This window comes from Paenarthrobacter sp. CCNWLY172, assembly GCF_037402035.1.
Taxonomy (GTDB): domain Bacteria; phylum Actinomycetota; class Actinomycetes; order Actinomycetales; family Micrococcaceae; genus Arthrobacter.
Map to the genome: position 1 here is coordinate 168,881 of NZ_JBBEGB010000005.1, position 22,349 is coordinate 191,229.

General features: G+C 63.4%; 21 protein-coding genes and 1 tRNA gene. 13 read left to right on the forward strand and 9 right to left on the reverse strand.

From position 1 onward, the window contains the following. Nucleotides 1–20: 20 nt before the first annotated feature. On the reverse strand, nt 21–122 hold the full coding sequence (gene amiA / locus WBN73_RS09435; protein ID WP_242703463.1) for a streptamidine family RiPP: 102 nt from the start codon (nt 120–122) through the stop codon (nt 21–23). A 104-nt stretch (nt 123–226) separates the two neighbouring features. Between amiA and WBN73_RS09440 the strand changes: the two genes are divergently transcribed. After that, nucleotides 227–1,450: a YncE family protein gene (locus WBN73_RS09440; protein WP_337340134.1), complete on the forward strand. Its 1,224-nt coding sequence runs from the start codon at nt 227–229 to the stop codon at nt 1,448–1,450. Then, nucleotides 1,447–3,180 carry a prolyl oligopeptidase family serine peptidase gene (locus WBN73_RS09445; RefSeq protein WP_337340133.1) on the forward strand — a complete coding sequence of 578 codons (1,734 nt, stop codon included), beginning with the start codon at nt 1,447–1,449 and terminating at the stop codon, nt 3,178–3,180. Before WBN73_RS09440 ends, WBN73_RS09445 begins: the two co-directional genes overlap by 4 nt. Here the strand turns inward: WBN73_RS09445 and WBN73_RS09450 are convergent. The 3 genes from WBN73_RS09450 to WBN73_RS09460 all read right to left on the reverse strand — a co-directional run bounded on the left by WBN73_RS09450 (nt 3,152) and on the right by WBN73_RS09460 (nt 7,103). After that, the gene (locus WBN73_RS09450) at nt 3,152–4,666 is read right to left on the reverse strand and encodes an APC family permease (RefSeq protein ID WP_207595613.1); all 1,515 of its coding nucleotides are present in this window, start codon (nt 4,664–4,666) and stop codon (nt 3,152–3,154) included. The genes WBN73_RS09445 and WBN73_RS09450 overlap by 29 nt on opposite strands. Before the next feature lie 23 nt (nt 4,667–4,689). Continuing rightward, nucleotides 4,690–5,571, reverse strand: coding sequence for a universal stress protein (locus WBN73_RS09455; protein ID WP_337340132.1), 882 nt, complete (start codon nt 5,569–5,571; stop codon nt 4,690–4,692). Nucleotides 5,572–5,675: 104 nt separating this feature from the next. Then, a complete protein-coding gene (locus tag WBN73_RS09460) occupies nt 5,676–7,103 on the reverse strand; it encodes an FAD-dependent oxidoreductase (RefSeq protein ID WP_207595611.1) in 1,428 nt (475 codons plus the stop codon). Between the two features lie 55 nt (nt 7,104–7,158). On the opposite strand from WBN73_RS09460, the gene WBN73_RS09465 reads away from it, so the two are divergent. Continuing rightward, on the forward strand, nt 7,159–7,866 hold the full coding sequence (locus tag WBN73_RS09465; protein WP_207595610.1) for a TetR/AcrR family transcriptional regulator: 708 nt from the start codon (nt 7,159–7,161) through the stop codon (nt 7,864–7,866). A gap of 27 nt (nt 7,867–7,893) precedes the next feature. Here WBN73_RS09465 and WBN73_RS09470 read toward each other — a convergent pair whose 3' ends face one another. The 3 genes from WBN73_RS09470 to WBN73_RS09480 form a co-directional block, all read right to left on the reverse strand. Continuing rightward, nucleotides 7,894–8,715 carry a hypothetical protein gene (locus tag WBN73_RS09470; protein ID WP_207595609.1) on the reverse strand — a complete coding sequence of 274 codons (822 nt, stop codon included), beginning with the start codon at nt 8,713–8,715 and terminating at the stop codon, nt 7,894–7,896. Beyond that, nucleotides 8,712–9,281 carry an RNA polymerase sigma factor gene (locus WBN73_RS09475; protein ID WP_337340131.1) on the reverse strand — a complete coding sequence of 190 codons (570 nt, stop codon included), beginning with the start codon at nt 9,279–9,281 and terminating at the stop codon, nt 8,712–8,714. Before WBN73_RS09475 ends, WBN73_RS09470 begins: the two co-directional genes overlap by 4 nt. A 120-nt stretch (nt 9,282–9,401) precedes the next feature. Further along, entirely contained in the window at nt 9,402–9,875 is a 474-nt protein-coding gene (locus WBN73_RS09480; protein WP_207595608.1) for a hypothetical protein, read from the reverse strand. A 145-nt stretch (nt 9,876–10,020) separates the two neighbouring features. Here WBN73_RS09480 and WBN73_RS09485 point away from each other — a divergent pair, with 145 nt between their 5' ends. Next, nucleotides 10,021–11,253 carry a sensor histidine kinase gene (locus tag WBN73_RS09485; RefSeq protein WP_207595607.1) on the forward strand — a complete coding sequence of 411 codons (1,233 nt, stop codon included), beginning with the start codon at nt 10,021–10,023 and terminating at the stop codon, nt 11,251–11,253. Further along, nucleotides 11,250–11,876 carry a response regulator transcription factor gene (locus WBN73_RS09490; protein ID WP_242703461.1) on the forward strand — a complete coding sequence of 209 codons (627 nt, stop codon included), beginning with the start codon at nt 11,250–11,252 and terminating at the stop codon, nt 11,874–11,876. Before WBN73_RS09485 ends, WBN73_RS09490 begins: the two co-directional genes overlap by 4 nt. A 36-nt stretch (nt 11,877–11,912) precedes the next feature. Here WBN73_RS09490 and WBN73_RS09495 read toward each other — a convergent pair whose 3' ends face one another. Further along, nucleotides 11,913–12,197, reverse strand: a complete 285-nt coding sequence (locus WBN73_RS09495) for a hypothetical protein (RefSeq protein WP_337340130.1) — start codon at nt 12,195–12,197, stop codon at nt 11,913–11,915. 69 nt (nt 12,198–12,266) lie between these two features. On the opposite strand from WBN73_RS09495, the gene WBN73_RS09500 reads away from it, so the two are divergent. Together WBN73_RS09500 and WBN73_RS09505 are read left to right on the forward strand one after the other, a co-directional pair. After that, nucleotides 12,267–13,394 carry an L-talarate/galactarate dehydratase gene (locus WBN73_RS09500; RefSeq protein WP_090822204.1) on the forward strand — a complete coding sequence of 376 codons (1,128 nt, stop codon included), beginning with the start codon at nt 12,267–12,269 and terminating at the stop codon, nt 13,392–13,394. A 10-nt stretch (nt 13,395–13,404) separates the two neighbouring features. Then, nucleotides 13,405–14,103, forward strand: coding sequence for a FadR/GntR family transcriptional regulator (locus WBN73_RS09505; RefSeq protein WP_337340129.1), 699 nt, complete (start codon nt 13,405–13,407; stop codon nt 14,101–14,103). Nucleotides 14,104–14,241: 138 nt separating this feature from the next. Here the strand turns inward: WBN73_RS09505 and WBN73_RS09510 are convergent. Continuing rightward, nucleotides 14,242–14,324, reverse strand: a tRNA-Leu gene (locus tag WBN73_RS09510). A gap of 370 nt (nt 14,325–14,694) precedes the next feature. Between WBN73_RS09510 and WBN73_RS09515 the strand changes: the two genes are divergently transcribed. The 6 genes from WBN73_RS09515 to WBN73_RS09540 are packed head-to-tail and all read left to right on the forward strand — an operon-like array spanning nt 14,695 to nt 22,346. After that, a complete protein-coding gene (locus tag WBN73_RS09515; protein WP_207595604.1) occupies nt 14,695–15,444 on the forward strand; it encodes an FhaA domain-containing protein in 750 nt (249 codons plus the stop codon). Nucleotides 15,445–15,449: 5 nt separating this feature from the next. Further along, the gene (locus tag WBN73_RS09520; RefSeq protein WP_172322000.1) at nt 15,450–15,929 is read left to right on the forward strand and encodes an FHA domain-containing protein FhaB/FipA; all 480 of its coding nucleotides are present in this window, start codon (nt 15,450–15,452) and stop codon (nt 15,927–15,929) included. A 3-nt stretch (nt 15,930–15,932) separates the two neighbouring features. Then, nucleotides 15,933–17,627, forward strand: coding sequence for a PP2C family protein-serine/threonine phosphatase (locus WBN73_RS09525; protein WP_207595603.1), 1,695 nt, complete (start codon nt 15,933–15,935; stop codon nt 17,625–17,627). After that, the gene (locus WBN73_RS09530) at nt 17,624–19,051 is read left to right on the forward strand and encodes an FtsW/RodA/SpoVE family cell cycle protein (RefSeq protein ID WP_089593071.1); all 1,428 of its coding nucleotides are present in this window, start codon (nt 17,624–17,626) and stop codon (nt 19,049–19,051) included. Before WBN73_RS09525 ends, WBN73_RS09530 begins: the two co-directional genes overlap by 4 nt. Further along, nucleotides 19,048–20,505: a peptidoglycan D,D-transpeptidase FtsI family protein gene (locus tag WBN73_RS09535; protein WP_207595602.1), complete on the forward strand. Its 1,458-nt coding sequence runs from the start codon at nt 19,048–19,050 to the stop codon at nt 20,503–20,505. Before WBN73_RS09530 ends, WBN73_RS09535 begins: the two co-directional genes overlap by 4 nt. Further along, a complete protein-coding gene (locus WBN73_RS09540; protein ID WP_280625280.1) occupies nt 20,502–22,346 on the forward strand; it encodes a protein kinase domain-containing protein in 1,845 nt (614 codons plus the stop codon). Before WBN73_RS09535 ends, WBN73_RS09540 begins: the two co-directional genes overlap by 4 nt. Nucleotides 22,347–22,349 lie beyond the last annotated feature (3 nt).

Below are 22,349 nucleotides of genomic sequence, written 5' to 3' on the forward strand. Positions count from 1 at the left end.
CCCACCCCCTGGCTTAGTGACTAGTCGAACGGGTTCTCGACCAGTGCATTCGAGTGCGTTGCCGACAGGTGTGCCAGCTGCTCGGTCTCTTCAACTTCAACCAAAACCGTGGTCTTTTCCATGGTTGGTCTCCTTTCGGTGGTGGTGGTTGCCTCCGCTGTTGCGGCGACAACGTCACACTATAGTTAATGAGAACCATTCTCAAATTAAGTGAAAGGGAGAGCCAATGAACTCCGAAGTTTTGGTGGTCGCCGACCAAAAAGCGGGCAACGTACAGTTCCTGAATCCGGTCACCGGGGCAGTCCAGCGCCGCCTGGACTCCGTGGTCCTGGCGGAGCACGCCGGGTTCCTGCCGTTGGGAGGCGGACGATGCGCGTTCATCGACGACGCCGGAGGTGCCCTGGTCATCGCCGATGCCTTCACCAACACCCCGCTCCGCACCATTCCCGTGGCCATCCCGGGTGAGCACCTGGCCTGCGACCCCTCGGGCCGCTTCATTGCCGTCACCACCGGGCTTGGTGTCTCCTGGGAACCTTGGAGCGATCTCCTCACGGTTGTGGACCTGGAGTCCGACGGCGGACCCACCTCACGCCGCATCCGCACCAGGGCGGGGGAGCCTGGCGTCGTGGTGGGCGAAACGCCAGAGGGGCCTGCCGCCGTCGTGCGTCACCGCGAACCCGGCGGCATCGAATCCTTCAGCGTGGAGCGGATCCTGGCCGAAGGAGTGCACTGCCCGCCCATGGAAGGGCTGCGGGCTGAGGCCTCCCCCGACGGCCACGGCGACGCCTTCGATCCCGTCACGGGCACCATGTTCGTGGCCACGGGCCAGGGCCTGGAACGCTTCGACATCCGCAAGCCGCAGCCGGAGGCCCTCCAGGCCATCGCGTGGGATGCTCCCGGCCGCGCCTACTTCCTGCGCTTCTGCCCGGGGCGGCGTGTCCTGGTGGCCGTCCTTCGCCACGGTGGCGGGGAGCCCAGAGACTGGGCCCAATGGGGCAACACTTTGTGGGTGCACAACCTGGATACCGGGCTGACGCAGACCACACCACTGGGCCAGGGGTTGGTCTTCCGTTTCGCGCTGACTGCCAACGGCATCGCGACCGCCCGCGTCCATCCGGAGGGCGACGTGCTTTCGGTGCACCACCTTGGACCGCTGGAGGCAGGCCCACCGGCGCTGCGGGGCACGTGGGATCTCCCCCGCATGGACGGCGCCCCACGGCCCGGCAATGAACCCTGGGACGACGCCGAACGACGCGCCATTGCCGCCTCACCGTCCTCGGAACTCGTCGCCGTGACCCGCGGTGGACATGGCGAACTGCACGTAGTGGACACATCAGCGGCCGGTAGCCCCCTGCGCACCATCACCCTGGGCAGTCCCCTGCACGACGGCGGCCACCTCGCTTGGGTATCTGCTGTGGACGCAGCGCCGGGCGACACGGTGGGACGGTGAATACCCTCGAGGAGGCCGTTCCTGGCAGAGGACTTCGGCCGCATTTCCGTTCCCTCCTGGAACGCTGGGACTCCACACCCCGCCAAGGGCTCCCCCAGTTCGCCGGCGGACAGGCTGCCTTTCTTTGGCGCGGGCCGGGCGAAGCGTTTGCGTCCTTGCACTTGGCAGCCGAGGCCGGGCTACGGGATGCCTGGAATGTTCGCCGGGCCCACCCGGGTGTGGCTGCGCCGCCCGGCGTCCGGCTCCCCACGGCACCGGGCACCATTGTCCGCGGATTCACCATCTCCCCTGACGGAACGCGTATCGCGGCCTTGCTGAGCACCTCCGCCAGCGAACTAGCGGAAACCTGGATCCTCGCTGCCGGGACGCAGCCGGTCCACATCCCGGGCGCGACGGCTTGGTACGCTGCGCCGGTTTGGGAGCCAGACGGTGGCGGGATCTGGGTCTTGACCGGCAAGCCGCCCTGCCAGCAGATCATGCATTGCCCGCTCGACGCCGGTCACCCCCAGGAGCTCCCGTTTCCAACGGATCTTGGCAGCACCACGGGCAGCCGGCTCTCGCTGACGCGCGCCAAGGGGAATCTCCGACTGGCGGCGAAGAACCCGGGGACCGGGACAAGAGAGTGGGAGTTGGAGTCAGGGGCCTGGCATCCCACCGCCGCGCCCGCCGGCGGGATCCGCGTGGAACTGGCCTCCGACCACCACGGCACCACAGTCACACTGGATAGCCGCCCCGTGTACCGTTTATCCCCAGCCGAATACGTCTCATCCTTCGCCATCCAACCCCATGCCGATGGCACTGACCTCTGGCTCCAGACGGCCTCCCCGGAACGTCCATCGGGGGTTTTCTGTGTGGATGAACCGGTGCGCTCGAACGAAAGTTCCAGAGACCCCAGCGGCAACATACTCCATCAGAGGGTCACAGCGGTGGCGAGTGACGGCGTCGGCATCCCCCTGGTCATCTCCGCACGGGCTTCAGACCTTGGGCCGGACGGCCTCCCGGCGCGGCCACTGCCCCTGATTCTCACGTGCTACGGCGGTTTTGGCGTGACACACAGGACCGAGGCCGAACCCAGCGTGCCGGCGTGGCTGGAGAGCGGCGGGGTGTACGTGGCTGCGCAACTACGTGGGGGCGGGGAAATGGGCCGGGACTGGCATGAGGCGGGCCGGGGTCCACGGAAGATGCGGACCATCCAGGACCTCATCGACCTGGCCGGATTCCTTACATCGGCCGGTTGGACGACACCTAGGCAGACCGTGCCGTTCGGGGCCTCGCATGGTGGCTTGGTGGTCACGGCAGCAGCCCTCCTGTCCCCTGCCTCATTCGGCGGAGTGGTGGCCGTGGCTCCGTTGCTGGACACCGTGGACCTTCACCGCCATGGCTTGGGAAAGCAATGGCTGCACGAGTTTGGCGCCGACGGGGAGTGCTCTGACCATGATCGGGCGGCCTACTCCCCGGTTCATGTGGTGGGCGGACTTGGCTCCGCCGCCGCGCTTCCGCCCCTCCTGTGCTGCCTCCTGGGGCGTGACGAACGCGTGGACAACAGAGCCGCCGTCGAGGTTGTTACCGGAATCCGCGAACGCGGGGGCCGGGCCTGGCTGCTCCACGAGGACCGTGGTGGTCACAGCCAGCGTGCAGCGCCGGACGTACTGGACTTCTCCGCTGCCGTGCTCGCCTTCGCGGCGTCCATTTCCCGCGAGGCTACGCCCGGGTCAGAACCTTGCCCTTGAAGAACTCTGGCCGCACCCTGTACATCACCAGCATGATCACGACGCCCAGCAGGATCACGCCCATTCCCAGGACGAACACCAGCCCCACGCCGCCCACAGAGGAGCCTGAACCATACTCCGGGTCCATTGAGTCCATGGCCGTCTTGACGAACATGACCAACAGGATCACGCCTCCCAGCAAGGGCGCCAGGAACCTGAAGAAGAACGAACGCGCACCGCGGAATGCCTCGGCCCGGAAGAACCAAACGCAGGCCAGTGCTGTGATGCCGTAGTAGAAGCAGATCATCATGCCCAGAGCTGTGATGGTGTCCCACAGCGCATTCTCGGACACGGTGCGGGTGATCACGTAGAAACCGGCGGCGGCGATCGCAGCGGCGATGGTCGCGAAGCTGGGCGACTTGAACGTAGGGCTGATCTTGCCGAACTTTGGCGAGATGGCGCGGTAGTGGCCCATCGCCAGCATGGTTCGGGCCGGGGAAACGAACGTTGACTGCAAAGATGCCGCTGAGCTGCTCAGAATGGCCAGCGACATCAGTATCGCAAAGGGACCCATCACTGGACCGGCAAGCACGGCGAAGATGCTGGACTGGTTTTCCGGGTTTCCGGCACCCAATCCGGTCTCGCCGACGCCGGCGAAGGACAAGGTAGCCAGTGCAACGGTCATATAGATGATCACGATGACCAGTACCGTGATGGTCGCGGCGCGACCCGGGGTTTTCTCCGGATTCCTGGTTTCCTCGTTCATGGTGAGGGTGACGTCCCAGCCCCAGTAAATGAAGATCGAGAGCGATACACCTGCGGCGAATTGTGAGAACGAGTCCACGGCGAACGGGTTGAACCAGTCAGGTGAAACAGCGGTGGCATCGAAGGCCGTGCCGTTTGCCACGTGGGCAAATGCGGAGACTGCAAACCAGCCCAGGACCAGCAATTGGAAGGCCACCAGCACGTACTGGACGCCCTTGGTGGTCTCCATGCCGCGGTACGAAATCCAGCAAGCCAAGGCGATGAACACCAGCGTGGTGGCGATGTTCAGCGGAAGGATCTTGCTGAGCTCACCGAGTTCCGGGTTGCTGAAGATCTGGGCAAGCATCAAGTAGAAGAAGTCCACCGCCACAGCCGCCAGGTTGGAGAGGACAATGATCGTGGCCGCGATCAGCCCCCAGCCGCCCATCCATCCGATCCACGGACCGAAGGCGCGCGTGGCCCACGTGAAGGAGGTACCGGCGTCGGGCATTGCGTTGTTCAGTTCGCGGTAGCCCAGCGCCACCAGCAACATGGGGATGAAGCCCACCAGGAAGATGGCGGGCAGGTGCACACCGACCTCGGACACGGTGGGGCCGAGGGCCGCGGTGAGCGTATAGGCGGGTGCGATACAGGAAACGCCGATCACGACGGCGCCGATGAGGCCCACCGATCCGGCCTTCAGCCCTTTTTCACTCAGGGCTGGCGATTCTTTCGACTGGACCGTCTTTGGTGCAGTTGACATGGGTTTTGCCTCTCAGGCGATTGCTAGGCGCTATGGCGCGTGTAGTTGCGGGGAACCACGATCATGGGTACAGGGAGGGCACGCAGGATCCGGTTTGCGGTGCTGCCCAGGAAAGTGGCCCGCTGCTGGGCCAGGCGGCTGGAACCGATCAGCAGGATTTCGCCGTCTTCCCAATCGAGTCGGTCAACGGCTTCTTCTATGGTGCGCCCTTGGGCTACGACGATCTCCGGCTCTTCTGTTACGGATCCCGCTCCGCCGCTCGCGTCTGCGGAGCTTCCGACGGCGGCAAGCCGGTCGGCCGCATGCACCCAGGCGGCGTCGGCCAACCCAGGCGAGTTACCGCGGTCGAGCGCCAACAGGGAGACGAGCCGCAGTGGAAGGCCACGGTCCCGCGCAGACTCCACTGCGACGTCGAGCAGTTCGTCAGCACCGGGCCGGGTGCCGAAACCGCAGCTCAAGCGCGTGATCGGCTCGGTGCGGTGATAGCCGTGAGGCGCCAAAGCCACCGGCACGGGCGACGAGTGGAGCAGCGAACCCGCCACAGAGCCGATGGTGAAGCGCTTGAAGAGGCCGCTGTTGGTGGCGCCGATGACCAGTGCCGCAGCGTCGAATTCCACGGCGGCATCGATCAGCGCCTGGGCCTCGGAATCACCGCGCCGGATGTGGGCGCGGGCAGTGACGTCGTCCGGAACCAAGGCGAGGCCTTCATCGAGCCAGCGCTGTGCCTGCTCGTTGAGGATGTCGTCATAGCCGGTCTCAGGCGGGTAGACGGCGTTGAACGGGGAATCCTCAGGCACCACCAGGACCAGGTCAAGGCTGACATCGTGGTTCCGGGCCAGCGCGACGGCAAGGTGAACGGCGTCGTGCCCCCTCGCGTTGGCGGTGTAGCCCACTACGTAGCGCATGGTGGTCCTTCCTGTGGTGCTTAAACCGGTTACTGCTTAAACAGTGGAGCCGGCAGGCCGGGAATGGTGCTCTCCCCGGCCTGCCGGTGCTCGTACGAAATGCCTTAGGCGACGGGCAGCGCGCTCAGCTTGTTGGCCTCAACAATGCGGGCGGCGGTTGCCTGGCCCATGCGGACGGCGCCGTCGACGTGCTGGTAACCCTCGGCCGCGAGGTCGGAGGAAGACCAGTAGATCGGTCCTACGTTGGCGTGCTGGTCCTTGCCGTAGCGGTGCAGGCCACCGAGGTCGTAGCTGGATGCGTAGGCGCCGCGGGTCCATTCTTCGGAGCCCCAGTCGGATTCGTAGTAGACCTCGGGCGTGAGGGCCTTATCGCCCAGGAAGCCGGCGATGGACTCGAGGATGGCCTTCTTGCGGTCCTCGGCGCTGAGTTCGAAGACGGCGTCGGCCTTTTCGTCGGATACGAAGCCCACCAAAGTGCCGCGGGTGTCGCCATGGTTGGTGTTGTCGTAGACCTCCTGGACCAGCGCGCCTGCGCTGAAGCCGGTGCCGGAGAGTCCTTCTTCGCGCCAGAACGGGGTGTCATACACGGCGTGGACCTTGATGACCAGGCCCAGGGACTGGTGCTGGTGCATCTGGTGCTGGCGGCGCGGCAGCGGGGGCTCGAACGAGACGCGGGAGTACAGGTTCGGCGGCACGGCCATGATCACGTACCGCGCGTTGACGGTTGCCTGCTCGGACACGACAGTCACGTTGTTGTCGTCCCACTTGATGGTTCGGACCGGGCTGTTGAGGACGACGTCGTCGCCCAACTCTGCTGCCTGCAGCAGCGAGACCTGCTGCATACCGCCGATGACGCGCTTGTCCAGGATGAAATCCTCGTCCGTCAGGTGCGTGAACGAGCCGGCAGAGGCGGCCATGAGGACTGCCTGCAACGCGGAGAAGGCGTGTGCAGGCTTGGTGAGCATGCCGCCGGCGATGAAGAGGCCAATGTTGTTGCAGGCTTCTTCATCACTGGAGTTCTGGCGGAGCCAGTGGTGGAAGGAGATGGTGTCCAGCTCGCGTGCCTTGGGGTGTGCCCAGGGCTCGGTGGGGCCGATCTCGGCGGCGAGGCCGTCCAGGATGGCGACGAGCTTGTCCATCTCGGCCTTGGTGGTTTCGTTCACCGGGAAAGTGTCACCGGTGTACTGCGTGCGCTTGCCGTCTGCGCCGATGTAGACGGACTCGCCGTCGCGGTAGCGTGAGTACATTTTCAGTCCGAGCTCGTCCAGCAGCTCCATGAGCACCGTCTGGTCCGGGGAAACCCACTGGCCGCCGATTTCCAGCATGGCGCCGTCGATGGTGTCGGTCCAGGTGCGGCCGCCCACGCGGTCGCGTGCTTCGAGCACTGCGACGCTGAGTCCGGCCTTTTTCAATTCGCGTGCCGCCGTCAGCCCTGACGGTCCGGCACCGACGATCACAACGTCGCGATCAAGATTCTGCATGATGTCCTCTCCGTGGCCGTCCGTGGTGGCTGACCAATAAATGAATGCCATTCATTTATATCCATAGTAGCGTTGGAGTCGGCCGCTGTGAAGGCCCGATGGAATAATGCTGGGGACACAGGCAGCAGAAAGGCTTCCGATGCCCGCACCAACTCCCGCTCCTTCCGCGCTCCCCGCGCGCCGCCGCGCCGGTCGGCCGACCGCGGCAATCCTGGACCAGGACGGCATCACGACGGCGGCACTCGACTTGATCAGCAGCAAGGGTTATGACGGACTCACCATGGCGGCCCTCGCACGTTCCCTCGGTGTCGCGCCTTCTGCCCTGTACAACCACGTAGCCTCCAAGGATGACGTGTTGCTGCTGCTGGAGGACCACTTGGCGGCGATGGTGGATGTCTCAGCCTTTGGGGTGGAGCCGTGGGATGTTGCCGTGCGTCGTTGGGCGTGGTCCTACCGGGATGTGTTCTCGGAGCATACGCCGCTGATCCCCGTGATTGCAGTACTTCCGGTGGCCAATGCCCCGAAGACCCTGGCCATGTACGAGGCCGTGACCGCAGGCTTCCGGGACGCCGGGTTCCCTGAGGAGAAGATCATCTCCGCGATCGTTGCCTTGGAGGCGTTTGTGTTCGGGGCCGCTTACGACGTCACCGCGCCGGAGGACATTTTCGACGCCGGCAGCCTCGCCGAACAGGTCCCCAACTTCACGGCCGCCGTGGATCGGCTGGCCCTGGAACAGCATGCGCGTCCCACTGATGTTGCCTTCAGCTTGGGACTCGAGGCCCTGATTTCGGGTTTCGGGGCGCTGCGGGGGTAGGTTTTTCCTTTGTCTCAAGGGTTACCGTCAGAGGCTGAGGTAGCGGATTTCCGTCGTGTTGTCGGTGTACGTGACTTCGACAGGCACGTCTTCGCCGGAATTTGGCAGTTCCCCGCCCGGAAGCCAAAACGCGAACTGTCCTTTCGACACCGTGGCCGTAATCCTTTCGCCGGCCCTGCTGGTGTAACTCATGGCAGCAACGTCCGGCCCAACCTGCCCTGAAGCCATCGAGAGCGGATTGTTGGCAATGACCCCGGTTCCCAGCTGGGTGGTCCTGATACCCCTGCCGGTGGGCTCCTGTCCATTGCCGGGCTTTCCCACTGAACCGAAGGAGCCCTTCCTGAACCAGGGGGCCGTGGAGTCGGTGGTGCATGTGGCTTCGAAGCCGTTAGCCCCGCTGAGGACAACCGTGGTCCAAGCGCCGCGCCTCTCGGCGATGGCAACTTCTGCCGCATCCACATCGCCGGCGAACATGCCATCACCAGTACCTTTGCTGGACCTGACGCAGTCGGAGACAGCGCCGTCGCGCTCCGAACCTATCAGCGCGCCCGGCGCGGCGGTCCACGTGGCGTATGCCGGGTCGCCTCCGGACAATGCCGGCACGACGAGGAACCCTATTGTTGCGGCAAAAGCAAAGGTACCCAAAGCGAGGGTTCGACGACGACGGCGGCTTGGGCCCGACGTCGACGTTTTGTGGATCGCGGGTCTGGAGGCGGTGGCCGCAGAGATCCGATGGGACCTGAGAATCTGTTCCACGTCGTTCTGCGAACGGCCCGGGTTGGGAGCTCCACTCTGCCCGGCTGCGTCCATGGAGCGCAGCAGCGTGTCGATATTCCGGCTGTTTTTCATGGTGTCGTGGCCTTTACGGGAAATGTCGCCGGCGTCGGCGACTCATTCTGGGGGACGTGGTCAAGAAGCAGTCGCAGAGCCCGCCTTGCGCGGGTGAGCCGGAGCCTGAACGCGACCGGGGAGATGCCCACCACGTGCGCCGCCTGGGGTGCAGCCAGGTTCTCGAAGATTGCAAGCCCAAGGGCCTCTTGGTGGACTTCGGAGAGAAGGGCCCATGCTCTGCCTAAGTCAACGCGGCTGCTGACCAGGTCAGCATGGGAATCGACAGGGGATATGGCTGTCGCCTCAGCTAATCGGACGCCCAGGGCCTGCCGCCGCTGTTCTCCGCGGCGGGCATTCAGCATGAGATTCCGTGTGATGCCAAAGAGCCAGGCCCGGGCGTCCTCCTGGTGCTTCGGCGCTTCCGAAAACCGCCGCCACACGATAAGAAATGCCTCAGCCACGATGTCCTCGGCATTCGCCGCATCCGCGCGACGCTGAACAAACTTGAGCAGGTCAGCGTAGGCGGATTCGTACAGCGCCCAAAAGGCCTCTTCCCTGTCAGGGGCTCTTGATAGGTAGCTCATACCCAGTACCTGTCCGCCACGTAGCCAAGTGTGTTGCAGTCGCTCTGAATATTCCCGGAACTCGAAGGACACGCATAACGTCGCGGCCTGTTGCAGAAGGTATCCAGCGCCGTGAAAGCTCTAGCGGACCAGGGAAACGCCCAGAGTGGCCAGAATTCCGAACGCGGTCCCCCAGATAATGATTGAAATGATCTGCCAGAGGATGACGGCGTTCCTGGAGGCTCCGAAGGAGATCATGGCAACGGATGTGATCTGGCTGGGCAGAATTGTTGGGCCGATCAGGCTTACTCCTGCTACACCGAACTTATCGAAGGTGGCGCGCAATTTGGCGCGGCGCGGGGTGATTTCCTTGGTCGGCCTGTTTGCCGCCACTTTGGTGCGCACGCGGTGTGCGGCAAAGACAAAGATGAGCAATGAGATGACGTTTCCCACAACAGCCGCGGCTATGGCCACCGCGGGATTCAAACCGGTCAACACTCCCACCACAGCGCCGAAGTAGGAATCAACAAACGGGATGGCCGCTATCAGCACTACCCCGAGCCACTTCAACACGGGCGGTAGGGAGGACGTGAAATCTTGCAGGGACTCAATCATGGTGGCTGCTTTCATGGATGGAAAACGTTGACAGTCCCATCCTTCAGGGGCCAATCGGGGTCCATGTAGTGCCTTGCTGTCACTGTTTCACCTGCACTTTTTCAGATGAATCCATGACAAATGTCATTGCCCTACACTGGGCGTCATGCCAGCCGCCACGAACCTTGCAGCCACGAACCTTGAGGTTCCGCAGCCCACCGCACGCCCGGGTCGCAGCGTACGCACGACGTGGACGTACACCCTCGGTTCCATGGTGTTCATCCTCGTGGTTCTCGATTTCATGCTGGTCATTCTTGCCCTGGAAGCGTTCACCTCCCGCTCCGAAGGCGTTGCCGGGCTTCTCCTTCTTGCACTGTTCATCGTGGTGGCCGCCCAAATCCGGTACTGCTGGTTCCTGCGGGCAGGCCTGAACGGAGGACTTCCGAGCACTCCCTGGACGCTGGCGCTGCTTGTTTCTTCTGTCGCCGTTTGGGTGTTGGGCCTGTTCTCTACCAGCAATGCGCTCATGTGGAGCCTGCCGCTGTGGTTGGCTGCGTCCCTGGTGGCTTGCCTGCTTCCTTCCCGCCAGCGGCTGGTCGTACTGGGCGCTGGCCTCACAACGACGCTTTTGCATCCCACCATCTACTCGCTGCTGCATGGCCACGGCTACGGATTCCCGGAAGAGCCCGGCTTACGCATGCTTCTCAGCTATGCCGCATTGATGCCCGTGGTCTTGATCAGCAGCTTGTGGTGGTGGCGGATAGTTGTGGAGCTGGACAGGCACCGGCTCATGGCAGGGGAACTGGCCGTTGCCCAGGAGCGGCTACGCTTTGCCGCGGACCTGCATGATATCCAGGGGCACCACCTCCAAGTCATTGCCCTGAAGTCCGAACTTGCGGAACGACTGCTCACTATCGATCTCGATGCTGCCCGCGGGCATATTCACGATGCGCGGCTCTCCGCGAAACAGGCGCTGGAGGAAACCCGCTCCCTGGTCTCCGGATACCGCGGAACAGTTCTCGAAAACGAACTCGAGAACGCACGCGAAGTACTTTCGGCCGCTGGAGCGCATTGCGAACTCACGATTGACCCGATTCCTGGAAACCCCGACGTTCATAAGGCGCTGGCCATGGCGGTTCGCGAAGCCACCACCAACATCCTCAGGCACAGCGATGCAACACTGGCTTCCATCACGCTGGTTGCTTCCGCGGATAGCTGCAACCTCACCATTCGCAACAACGGAGTAACAAGCGATTCGCTCGTCAACAAGTCACCCGGCAATGGCCTTAAGGGCCTTCGCGAACGGATTTCGGCACTGGGTGGTCAGGTCGAAACGATCTTGGACGCGGAGCGCTTTGAACTTCAGGCATCGGTCCCCTCCCAAGGAATTGCTTCGTGAACGATCTTGATGACCTGCAGCGCATTCGCTTGCTGATAGCCGACGACGAACATCTCATCCGCGGCGCCTTGGAGGCTCTTTTGGGGCTGGAGCCTGACATCGAGGTGGTTGCCAGCGCCGACAACGGTGTCACCGCCGCGGAGTTGGCACTGGAGTTTCAGCCGGACATCTGCCTCTTGGATTTGGAAATGCCCAGGATGGACGGAGTCGAGGCAGCAACCCGCATCCTGGCAACCGTCACAACACGTGTCATCATCGTCACTCGCCATGCCCGCCCCGGGGTGTTGCGCCGGGCCTTGGCCTCGAAGGTTTCGGGTTTCGTTCCCAAATCCACCCCCGCTGAAGACCTGGCCCACGTCATCCGGGGCGTGGCCGGCGGCAAACGGTATATCGACCCTGAAATTGCAGCTACGGCCCTGGCCGCCGAGCGCTGCCCCCTCACCGACCGCGAACTTGACGTATTGAGGTACAGCAGGTCAACGTCCAGCGTGACGCAGGTTGCCGGGCAACTGCGGCTCGCCCCCGGAACCGTGCGCAATTACCTGTCCTCGGCAATGATGAAACTCGGGGCCGTTTCGCGGCACGAAGCGGCGGAGAAAGCCTGGCAACAGGGATGGATCTGATGATCCCGCACCCGGTCGAGCCCGCCTGAACGTTCATCATTCCAACACCACTGCCCGGCCCACCTTCAGCCACCCTTCAGTACCCTCTGTTTCGGAAGCGCTCACAAACCACATCTTGCGCGGGATCACCGTCCCGGCACCCGTGGTGTACGCCTCCACGACCAAGGCGGGCTTGCCGCCGTCGTCGACTATTTCAGCGGCTGCGGAAGCGCCGTCCGAGAAGGTGACCACCAACTGCGCCCCTGATCCGTGAACTTTGACAACAGCCCCGGGAAACAAGTGAGTATGTGATGCCTCGGCAGTCGCCACAAAGATCCCCACCCTTGTAGTATAAGTTTGCAACTTGTATCCTAAGTGGCAGGCAAGGATGCCGCACCCACTAGGAGAACCATGAGCACCGTAGATCTCATTCGCCACGTCAAGCTGTCCACGGCTCGTTTGCCCCTCACCGTACCGATCAGCGACGCGAAAGTCTTCACCGGCAGGCAGAAGCCCATGACCGAAGTAGTGTTCCTGTTCGCCGAGATCACCACGGAGCAGGGCCACAGCGGCATCGGCTTCAGCTACTCCAAGCGTGCAGGCGGACCCGCACAGTACGCCCACGCCAAGGAAGTCGCCGAAGGCATTATCGGCGAGGACCCGAACGACATCGGCAAGATCTACACCAAGCTCCTCTGGGCCGGCGCATCGGTGGGCCGCTCGGGCGTGGCAACGCAGGCACTTGCCGCGATCGACATCGCACTCTATGACCTCAAAGCCAAGCGCGCCGGACTCCCTCTGGCCAAACTGCTCGGCTCCTACCGCGACTCCGTCCAGACCTACAACACCTCAGGCGGCTTCCTCAACGCCACACTGGACGAGGTCAAGGAACGCGCCACCCGGTCAATCGATGAGGGCATCGGCGGCATCAAGATCAAGGTCGGACTGCCTGATTCCAAAGAAGACCTGCGTCGCGTGGCCGGAGTCCGCGAGCACATCGGCTGGGACGTCCCGCTTATGGTGGACGCCAACCAGCAATGGGACCGTGCCACGGCGCTGCGCATGGGCCGCCAGTTGGAGGAATTCAACCTCATCTGGATCGAAGAACCGCTGGATGCCTACGACTTTGAGGGCCACGCACACTTGGCCCAGGTCCTGGATACGCCCATTGCAACGGGCGAGATGCTCGCATCCGTTGCTGAACACAAGGGCCTCATCAACGCCAACAGCTGCGACATCATCCAGCCCGACGCCCCCCGCGTCGGCGGCATCACCCAGTTCCTGCGCCTCGCCGCCCTTGCGGACGAACGCGGACTCGGCCTGGCACCGCACTTCGCCATGGAGATCCACCTGCACCTGGCCGCCGCGTACCCACGCGAGCCGTGGGTGGAGCACTTCGACTGGCTCGACCCCCTGTTCGAGGAACGCCTGGAGACCAAAAACGGCCGCATGATCGTCCCGGACCGCCCCGGTTTGGGAGTCACGCTCAGCGATCAGGCCCGCGCGTGGACCACGGAATCAGTGGAGTTCGGCGCGTAATCTTGAACCCATGAGCCGAAACCTGACCGCGGATCTCGCCGCCGACCTCCGCAACCGCATCGTCGACGGCGCCATCCAACCAGGAGAGAAGCTCCCCAGCGAAAACACCCTCATCAGCGAGTTCGGGGTGAGCCGGACGGTCGTCCGCTCGGCCCTGACCCGACTGCAAGCCGAGGGATTGGTGGAAACCGAACGCGGGCGCGGCAGCTTCGCGCTGACCCCGCCCGCGGAAGGTCCAGCAGCAGCGCCAGGAACACGCTCGGTATCCAGCATGGAAGACCGGCTGCAGATGCTCGATTTCAGGATCGGCGTCGAGACCGAAGCTGCCGCATTGGCAGCGAAAAACCACACCGAACACCAACTCAAGGCCGTGCACGGCGCCTTGGAACAGTTCACCGCGAGTTCAGGCCACCCGGCGCACTCCATGAAAGCGGATTTCGAGTTCCACCGCGCCGTGGCTGCAGCTACAGGCAACCCCTTTTATACGGATTGCATCTCCGCCTTGGGCCAAACCATGATCACCATGCCCCGCCCGCGCCTCGTCGCCAGCGAAGACCAGGACTCCCCCGAACGCTTCGCCCAGGTCGTCCACGAGCACTCCTCTATATACGCAGCAATTGCAGAGGGTGATCAAGTGGCTGCCGCGGCAGCCATGCGCCTGCACCTGAGCAACTCACGACGCCGGTTCACGGGTTCTGCGCGCAGCTGACGGTTCCGCGCGCCTCACCCAACTAGGTAACAGCAACTGCTCCTACGAAGCGCCAACAGAACGTTATCTGTCACCCAGTTGGGATCCCCTGGAAAACAAAAGAGCCCCGGTCCTAAGACCGGGGCTCTTTCAATTGCGTGCGCGAGGGGGGATTTGAACCCCCACACCCTTTCGGATACTGGCACCTGAAGCCAGCGCGTCTGCCGTTCCGCCACTCGCGCGCAACTTCTTTTTCCAGATTCAGCGGGTTTCCCAGCTTCGTTTCCTTCAAAAGCAGCGAGATAAAGCATAACGGACATTCCCGGCAAAACACCAATCGGGAGATGGCACCCCCTCCGCGAGACCCCGGAGCCCGGAAAATTCCCGTCCCAGCGGCGGAACTCCACGGAAATTTCATGGGCCGCCTCCCGCACCAGCGAGGGCCGGGAGCGAACTTTTCCGGGTCGCAAGGCGTTGTGGATTAAGGCCATTCCCAGTCAGTCCCAGTAGTATCGGGAAGTGGAAGGGCCGTCAGGCGCGTACTTCGCCGTGTGCGCAGACGGACTATCGGACCAGGCACAACGGGTGCCGCGGCAAGGAAAGGAGAAGGACATGGGTTTGCTGGACAAAGTCGAGCGCGGCATTGAAAAAGCCGTTCGCAACGTCTTCTCCACAGGGTCGCGGGCACGTGTTGAGCCGGTGGAGATTGCGAGCAAGTTGAGGCGCGAGTTGGACAACAAGTCCATCACCATCGCTGCCGGCCGCACCCTCGCTCCCAATGTCTTCGATGTCCTGCTCAGTGACGAAGATTTTGCCAGGGCCCAGGAATGGGGAACTCCCTTGGCAGAGGAACTCTGCGACGTCGTCATCCAGCACGTCCGCAGCCAGGGCTACACGCTCCAAGGCGCAGTCAGGATTTCGTTCCGCCGCAATGACGAAGAACGTGCCGGGCACTTTGAGATCACTTCCCGGACCGAGAAATCCTCCGATGACGCCGCACCCGCCCCCCAGGCCCCACGGGCCAACGTTCCGGCCGCACCGGCCCGGCGTCCCACCCGTCTCCAGCCAGTTCTGGACATTGGTGGCCAGCGGTACTCCCTCAATGCCCAGTCCGTGGTGCTGGGACGCTCCTCGGAGGCCGACATCCTGGTGGATGACACCGGCGTCTCCCGGAAACACCTTGAGGTCCGCACACAGAACGGCAGCACGTGGGCCGTTGACCTTGGCTCCACCAACGGCAGCTACGTCAACGGGCATAAGGTAAACGGCAGCGTGGAACTTACAGACGGCTCAACCATCACGATGGGACGTACCAAGATCATTTTCCGCCTTCTCCCCCAAACCCCGGGTGGCAACGCGTGAACGACATCAGCGAACTGACCATCACAGCGCTTCGCTTCGGGTTCCTCCTGCTGCTGTGGGTCTTGATCTTCAGCATTGTCTCCACCATGCGCCGCGACTTCCAGATCGGCCGTAAAGCCGTCACCGGAGTTCCCACAGCCCGCGAAGTCCGCAAGCATCCGGAACTGGCTGCTTCCCCGCCGCCAGCCATCCAGCATGCCCGCAATCTGGTGGTGACAGAGGGTCCACTCAAGGGCACCACTGTCCCCTTGGCCGCCAGCCCCATTCTTTTGGGCCGCGCGCAGGAAGCCACCCTGGTCCTGGAAGACGACTACGCTTCGGGCCGGCACGCACGCTTGTTCCCGCAAGGCAGCCGCTGGTTCATTGAGGACCTCGGCTCCACCAACGGCACCTACTTGGCCGATCAACAGCTCACCCGTGCATTGCCGGTTGAGCTTGGCGTCCCCGTGAGAATCGGCAAGACGGTCATTGAATTGAGGCCGTAGTCCATGGCCTCCCCCGAGACCACCGAAGGCAAGGAAAAGCCCGCGGAGCGCCCGCTCATCATGCGCTACGCGGCGCGTTCCGACGTCGGACGGATCCGCTCCAAGAATGACGACTCCGCGTACGTGGGCCGCCATCTTGCAGTCGTGGCCGACGGTATGGGTGGTCACGCCGGCGGCGATGTTGCCTCGGCGTCAACGGTGCTGGACATGATCCACCTCGATCATGACGACTATCCTGACGGCGCAGAGACTGTCCTCGCGGATGAGATCCAGACGGCCAATTCGCTGCTTTCGGAGCTTGTTCACCAGAATCCCAAGCTTTCCGGCATGGGAACTACTGTGACTGCCCTCCTCCTGGAAGACCGCAAGCTCCACTTCGCGCACATTGGTGACTCCCGCGCATATCGGCTGCGTAACAAGAAGTTTGAGCAAATCAGCATCGACCACACGTTCGTGCAGCGGCTCATTGACGAGGGACGCCTGCGTCCCGAAGAAGCCGAAACCCATCCCCACAAGAACGTCCTGATGCGCGTCCTTGGCGACGTCGATGCCAGCCCGGAACTGGACCTGGACGTCCTCGACGTCGAACCCGGCGAACGCTGGCTGCTCTGCTCCGATGGCCTCAACTACGTGGCCGGGCACGTGGTGGAGCGCATGGTTCGTGAGACCAAGGACCTTCGCGAATGCGCTGAGATCCTGGTTGATCTCACGCTGGAAGCCGGCGCCCCGGACAACGTCACCGTAGTGATGTTGGAGATCGTGGAAGAGACCGACGACGACGTCAACACGGCCGCCGTCGACGTCGTTCCGGCTGCGGCGCTTGCCGCGGTGGACGAGCCCGGGGCGGTCACCGCCTCCAAGCCCTCTGTGGGTCCTTCCGCCACCAAGTCGGCCGAGGACACGCAGGCCGAGCCCAAGGAGAAGGCCGCGAGGGAGGCCGAAGCTGGATCGTCATTCAGTGCCACCGACCCCAGCGCCACAGACGACGAATCCGACGAGGCGTCCACATCCTCGGATGAGTCCAAAGAACCTCCCATCACCACGGATCCGCACCTGGGCGAGCACCTGTCCGCTGAGGTCCTGCGCGAAGAATTGGCCAGCCGCCCCCATGAGCTGGTCGGCGCTGCGGCAACAGCTGCGGAGACCGGCTCCATCCCTACTGTGGCAGGCCGGACGGTTGCCCGCAGGGCTGCCACCGTCCTCACCCACAAGGCCGAACAGGATCGACTGGACGTCGAGGAACCTGCACGGCGCCGCGTCCGCTGGTTGATGCCCGCCGTCGCAGCGGTTGTTGTAGTGGGAGTCGTAGTTGGCCTATGGCTTGGCTACGCGTGGACCCAAACCCGTTATTACGTGGGCGAATACGATCAGCGCGTCGCTATCTTCAATGGCATCTCGCAGCGACTCGGCCCCATCCAGCTCTCCCGGCTCGAAGCCGTAACCGATATCAAGGTGGATTCATTGCCGGAATACGGTCAGCAGAGCGTACGCCAGACGGTTCCCGCAGGTGACCTCGACGACGCACAGGCCATTGTGGAGAACCTGAAGAACACCGGCAGCGCCTCAGCCAACTGCCCCACCACTGCTCCGGCGACAGCGACAGCCACGCCGTCGCCCACCAGTACCGTGCCCGTACCGAGTACTGCAGCCGTTGCTACACCTTCGCCCGTCCCGACTCCCTGTGAGGCGGCCAAGTGATACAGACTGAAACTGCTCCCAAACCACGCCGGAACGTTGAACTTGTCCTCATCGTGCTGGCCCTTGCCGTGGGCGTAGGCGCGAGTGCCTTGGTGAGCATCAATTCCGACGTCGGCCTGGACCGGGACTTCTGGTTCCAGTCGAGCTTGCTGGCTGTGGCGGCTTTTGCCTTCCACATGGTCCTCAGGCTCCGCGCGAAGTATGCCGATCCGGTAATACTTCCCATTGTCGTGGCCTTGAACGGTCTGGGGCTTGCCCTGATCCACCGCATGGACGGTCCAGGTGACGATACGGGCAACAACCAGCTCCGCTGGACCCTGATTGCCATGGCAGTATCCATCGCCGTGATCTGGTTCCTCAAGGACCACCGGATTTTGCGCCGCTTCACGTACATCTCACTGGCAGCCAGTGCGTTCCTGCTGATCCTCCCCTTGATACCGGGCATTTCCGCCGGTGAAATCCTCGGTGCCCGAGTCTGGATCCGAGTGGGACCCATGACGTTCCAACCAGGTGAGATCGCCAAGATCACGCTGGCCATATTCTTTGCCGGGTACCTTTCCTCCAACCGGGATCTCATCCTCCTGGCCGGCCGGAAGATCGGCCCCATGCAGTTCCCGCGGTTCAAGGACCTCGGGCCCATGATCACCGCCTGGTTGGTCAGTATCGGGGTCCTGGTCTTCCAGCGTGACCTCGGTTCCTCCATCCTCTTCTTCGGCCTGTTCATCGTGATGATTTACGTGGCCACCAGCCGTATCTCCTGGGTTGTCATTGGCCTGTTGCTGATCCTCGGCGGCGGCTTCATTGCCTCGCAGATCTTCTCGCACGTGGCTTTCCGCATCGACAGCTGGATCAACGCCTTCACCCCGGAGGTCTTCGGCAGGTCGCCCGGTGGCAGTGGGCAGATTGTGCAGGGCTTGTTCGGCATGGCCGACGGCGGGCTGGTTGGTACGGGCCTTGGCCAAGGCCGCCCGGACCTGGTTCCGTTCGCCAACAGCGACATGATTGTGGCCCTCATCGGCGAGGAACTTGGCCTGATCGGCCTCTTCGCCGTCGTCATGCTGTACCTGCTGCTCTTCACGCGCGGCTTCCGCGCCGCCCTCGGTACCCGCGATGCCTTCGGGAAACTCCTGGCGTGCGGCCTGTCCTTCGCGATCGCCCTGCAGTGCTTCGTCGTCATCGGCGGTGTCACCCGGCTCATTCCGTTGACGGGCCTGACCACACCCTTCCTGGCAGCCGGTGGTTCCTCGCTCTTGGCCAACTGGATCATCGTCGGCTTGCTGCTCATGATCTCCAACACGGCCCGCGGGCCGGTGGACACCACTCCCATGGTGGGCAAACCCCCTGCCAGCAGCAGCGCGCCGGCACGTAAACCCACCACAGGACAGACACCCAGCGCACCAACAGAGGCGGTGAAGCACCAATGAACCAGGCTATTCGCAGCTCCTGGATGGCCGCCGTCGCCATGTTCGCGTTGATCTTCGGCGCCATCAGCTATGTCCAGGTGATTGGCGCTGACGACCTCAACGCCAATCCCTGGAACCAGCGCGCCATCCTCGCCTCGTTCTGCAACGACCGCGGCGCCATCATCGTCGGCGGCAAGCCGGTGGCTGAGTCTGTTGCCGGCACAGAGTCCTGCGCGTTCCAACGCAAGTACAACCAGCCTGAGCTCTACGCCGGCATTACCGGTTACTTCTCCAAGGGCTTCGGTTCAACCGGCTTGGAACTCTCCATGGAGGACACCCTCGCCGGCAACTCGGACCAGCTTTTCCTGGACCGCATCAGCCAGATGTTCCTGGGCAACGAGCCGAAGGGTGCATCGGTAGAACTGACCCTGGATCCTGAAATCCAAAAGTTGGCCTATGACCTCATACCCGATGGCCAGCGTGGATCCATCGTGGTCACCAACCCGAGGACCGGTGCCGTTCTGGCCATGGTGTCCAAACCGTCCTACGACCCCAATCTGATTGCAACCCATGACACGGCCGCCGCAGAAGCGAGCTACGCAGAGCTGAACCAGGTCCCGGGCATCAACCTGAACCAAAACGTCAGCGGCCCCACGGGCAACCTGCTCTCGCCGGGTTCGGTCTTCAAGCTCATCGACACAGCTGCTGCTCTGAACTCAGGCAAGTACAACAAGGACAGCGAGCTGCCGAACCCCAGCAGCCTGCCGTTGCCCGGTTCCAGTGCCAGCCTGCCCAACTACGCCGGTGGCAACTGCAACGTCCGGGAGACGGCGTCGTTCGCCTTTGCCCTGGAGCAGTCCTGCAATACTCCGTTTGCCAGCATTGCGCTGGACCTGGGCCAGGATGCCATCCGCGAACAGGCACAGAAGTTTGGCTTCGGCGAGACCTTCGGCGATCAGCTCAAGCTCCAGCAGGCGCCCAGTATTTTCCCCGAGGACCTCGACCAGGCCCAGCTCGCACAGTCCTCCGTGGGCCAGCGCGACGTCAAGGCCACCCCGCTGCAGATCAACATGATGACGGCCGCGATCGCCAATGGCGGTGTGCAGATGAAGCCGAACCTGATCAAGACGGTCCGAGCTCCTGACCTCCGGGTCATCAGCGAACTCAGGCCCGAGGCGCTCCGTACCAGCACCACCCAGCCCATCGCGGCCCAAATCACCGAGTGGATGACCAGTGCCGTGGACAACGGCATTGCCAAGGGAGCAGCCGTGTCCGGGGTCAAGGTAGCCGGCAAAACCGGTACTGCGGAGCTCGGCGATTCAGGTTTGAACAACTCATGGTTTACCGGGTTCGCCCCGGCAAACGACCCGCAAGTAGCCGTCACCATCGTCATGGAGGGTGTGGATGTGCTCAGCGGTGCCCAGCTAACCAGTCCGAACGCAAAGAAGATTTTTGAGGCGGTGTTGAATAAGTGAGGCCTACTTCGGGAATCACACTCGGCGGCAGGTTCCAACTGACCAGTCGCATTGCGATTGGCGGCATGGGCGAGGTCTGGAAGGCCAAGGACCAGATCCTCGGCCGGATCGTTGCCATCAAGGTGCTCAAAGAGGAATACACGGGTGACCCCGGGTTCCTCCAGAGGTTCCGTGCCGAGGCACGGCACACCGCCCTCCTCAACCACGTGGGCATCGCCAACGTCTTTGATTACGGCGAAGAAGCCGGCTCGGCCTATTTGGTCATGGAGCTCGTTCCGGGTCATCCCTTGAGCGGAATCCTCGAGCGGGAGCAGGTGCTGTCTCCGGACATGACGCTCTCCATCATCGCGCAGACAGCCCGCGCCCTTGCCGTGGCACACGCGCAGGGCCTGGTCCACCGCGACATCAAGCCCGGCAACCTGCTGATCACGCCGGACAACCGCGTCAAGGTCACCGACTTCGGCATTGCCCGTTTGGCGGACCAAGTTCCGCTGACACAGACCGGCCAGGTCATGGGCACCGCCCAGTACTTGGCTCCTGAGCAGGCAACCGGCCAGACCGCCACGGGTTCCTCGGACATCTACTCACTGGGTGTCATCGGCTACGAGTGCCTCACCGGCCACCGTCCGTTCTCCGGCGAATCGCAGATCGCCATTGCCCTGGCGCAGGTCAACGACGCGCCGCCGCCCCTGCCGGAGACCTTGCCGACACCCGTCCGTGCCCTCTTGATGTCCATGCTGGCCAAGGATCCCAAGAACCGTCCTGCCAACGCGATCAAGTTGGCCGAAGCGGCCGAGGCCATCCGCAACGGCGACATCGCCACGGCCCACGCCGCCGTACCCGGCATGCTGCTGTTCGAATCCACTACCGGACCCATCACAGCGCCTGTAGACACCGCGACGGCCCCCACCGGCGTCGTCACCTCGCCTTACGGAAAAGAGCAGTCGTCGACGGCGACCTCCGCACTTCCGGTGCTGGGTGCCGGTGCAGCCGGAGCTGCTGTGGGAGCGGCCGCGGCCTCGTCCGACAACCCGCTGTCACGCGCCAACGCCCTGGAGGCAGAGCGTCAGCTGAATGACGACGAGGAAGTCGTCTACACCGACGACGAGAACTTCGACGATGGCGAGCCGGAACGCAAGAAGCGCAGCCCCTGGACTTGGCCGATGGTTGCCTTGATCCTGCTGGTGCTGTTCGCGCTGGTCGGTTTCCTGATCACCCAGTCCGGGTTCTTCTCGCCGACCCCCAGCCCGAGCCAGTCCACCACTGCCAGCACCAGCCGGTCGGCGAGCCCGACGTCGACCTCGGCCACGCCAACAGCGACGACACCTCCTCCTACGTCCGAGGCACCCTCGCCGACGCAGTCAACGCCGCAGAAGATCAACGTGATCCCCGAGCAGTATCTGGGTCAGCCCTTCCAAACCGTCAGCGCGGAACTCCGCAATCTGGGCCTCGGCGTCGACGGTGTGGAGGTCTTCAACCCGGCTGCTCCAGGGACAGTGGTAGACATCAACCCCACAGGGCCTGTTGATCCGGGACAAACCATCACGGTTCAGTACTCCAAGGGACCTGAAGCGGTCGCCGTCCCCACCATCAGCGTGGGAGCCAGCGAGTCACAGGTTCGCGCGGCCATTGAGGGCGCCGGACTGCGGTGGGTAGCCGGGGATCCGGTGAACGGAGCCGTAGGCCAACAGGCCGGTACGTTCGTAAGGTCTTCGCCGGCGGCTGGAGCTGAGGTTCCCGCAGGTTCTACAGTGACCTACTTCCTGTCCAAGGCCGTTGTACCCACCAACCCCGGTTCCTCAAGCGCCAGCCCCAGCGGCACTGGCAGCCCGAGCAACTAACTG

Excerpts from the sequence above, each read along its gene's own strand:
- amiA (WP_242703463.1), bottom strand. The coding sequence starts at position 122 with ATGGAAAAGACCACGGTTTTGGTTGAAGTTGAAGAGACCGAGCAGCTG.
- WBN73_RS09440 (WP_337340134.1), top strand. The coding sequence starts at position 227 with ATGAACTCCGAAGTTTTGGTGGTCGCCGACCAAAAAGCGGGCAACGTA.
- WBN73_RS09450 (WP_207595613.1), bottom strand. The coding sequence starts at position 4,666 with ATGTCAACTGCACCAAAGACGGTCCAGTCGAAAGAATCGCCAGCCCTG.
- WBN73_RS09455 (WP_337340132.1), bottom strand. The coding sequence starts at position 5,571 with ATGCGCTACGTAGTGGGCTACACCGCCAACGCGAGGGGGCACGACGCC.
- WBN73_RS09460 (WP_207595611.1), bottom strand. The coding sequence starts at position 7,103 with ATGGCATTCATTTATTGGTCAGCCACCACGGACGGCCACGGAGAGGAC.
- WBN73_RS09465 (WP_207595610.1), top strand. The coding sequence starts at position 7,159 with ATGCTGGGGACACAGGCAGCAGAAAGGCTTCCGATGCCCGCACCAACT.
- WBN73_RS09470 (WP_207595609.1), bottom strand. The coding sequence starts at position 8,715 with ATGAAAAACAGCCGGAATATCGACACGCTGCTGCGCTCCATGGACGCA.
- WBN73_RS09475 (WP_337340131.1), bottom strand. The coding sequence starts at position 9,281 with ATGAGCTACCTATCAAGAGCCCCTGACAGGGAAGAGGCCTTTTGGGCG.
- WBN73_RS09480 (WP_207595608.1), bottom strand. The coding sequence starts at position 9,875 with ATGATTGAGTCCCTGCAAGATTTCACGTCCTCCCTACCGCCCGTGTTG.
- WBN73_RS09485 (WP_207595607.1), top strand. The coding sequence starts at position 10,021 with ATGCCAGCCGCCACGAACCTTGCAGCCACGAACCTTGAGGTTCCGCAG.
- WBN73_RS09500 (WP_090822204.1), top strand. The coding sequence starts at position 12,267 with ATGAGCACCGTAGATCTCATTCGCCACGTCAAGCTGTCCACGGCTCGT.
- WBN73_RS09505 (WP_337340129.1), top strand. The coding sequence starts at position 13,405 with ATGAGCCGAAACCTGACCGCGGATCTCGCCGCCGACCTCCGCAACCGC.
- WBN73_RS09515 (WP_207595604.1), top strand. The coding sequence starts at position 14,695 with ATGGGTTTGCTGGACAAAGTCGAGCGCGGCATTGAAAAAGCCGTTCGC.
- WBN73_RS09525 (WP_207595603.1), top strand. The coding sequence starts at position 15,933 with ATGGCCTCCCCCGAGACCACCGAAGGCAAGGAAAAGCCCGCGGAGCGC.
- WBN73_RS09535 (WP_207595602.1), top strand. The coding sequence starts at position 19,048 with ATGAACCAGGCTATTCGCAGCTCCTGGATGGCCGCCGTCGCCATGTTC.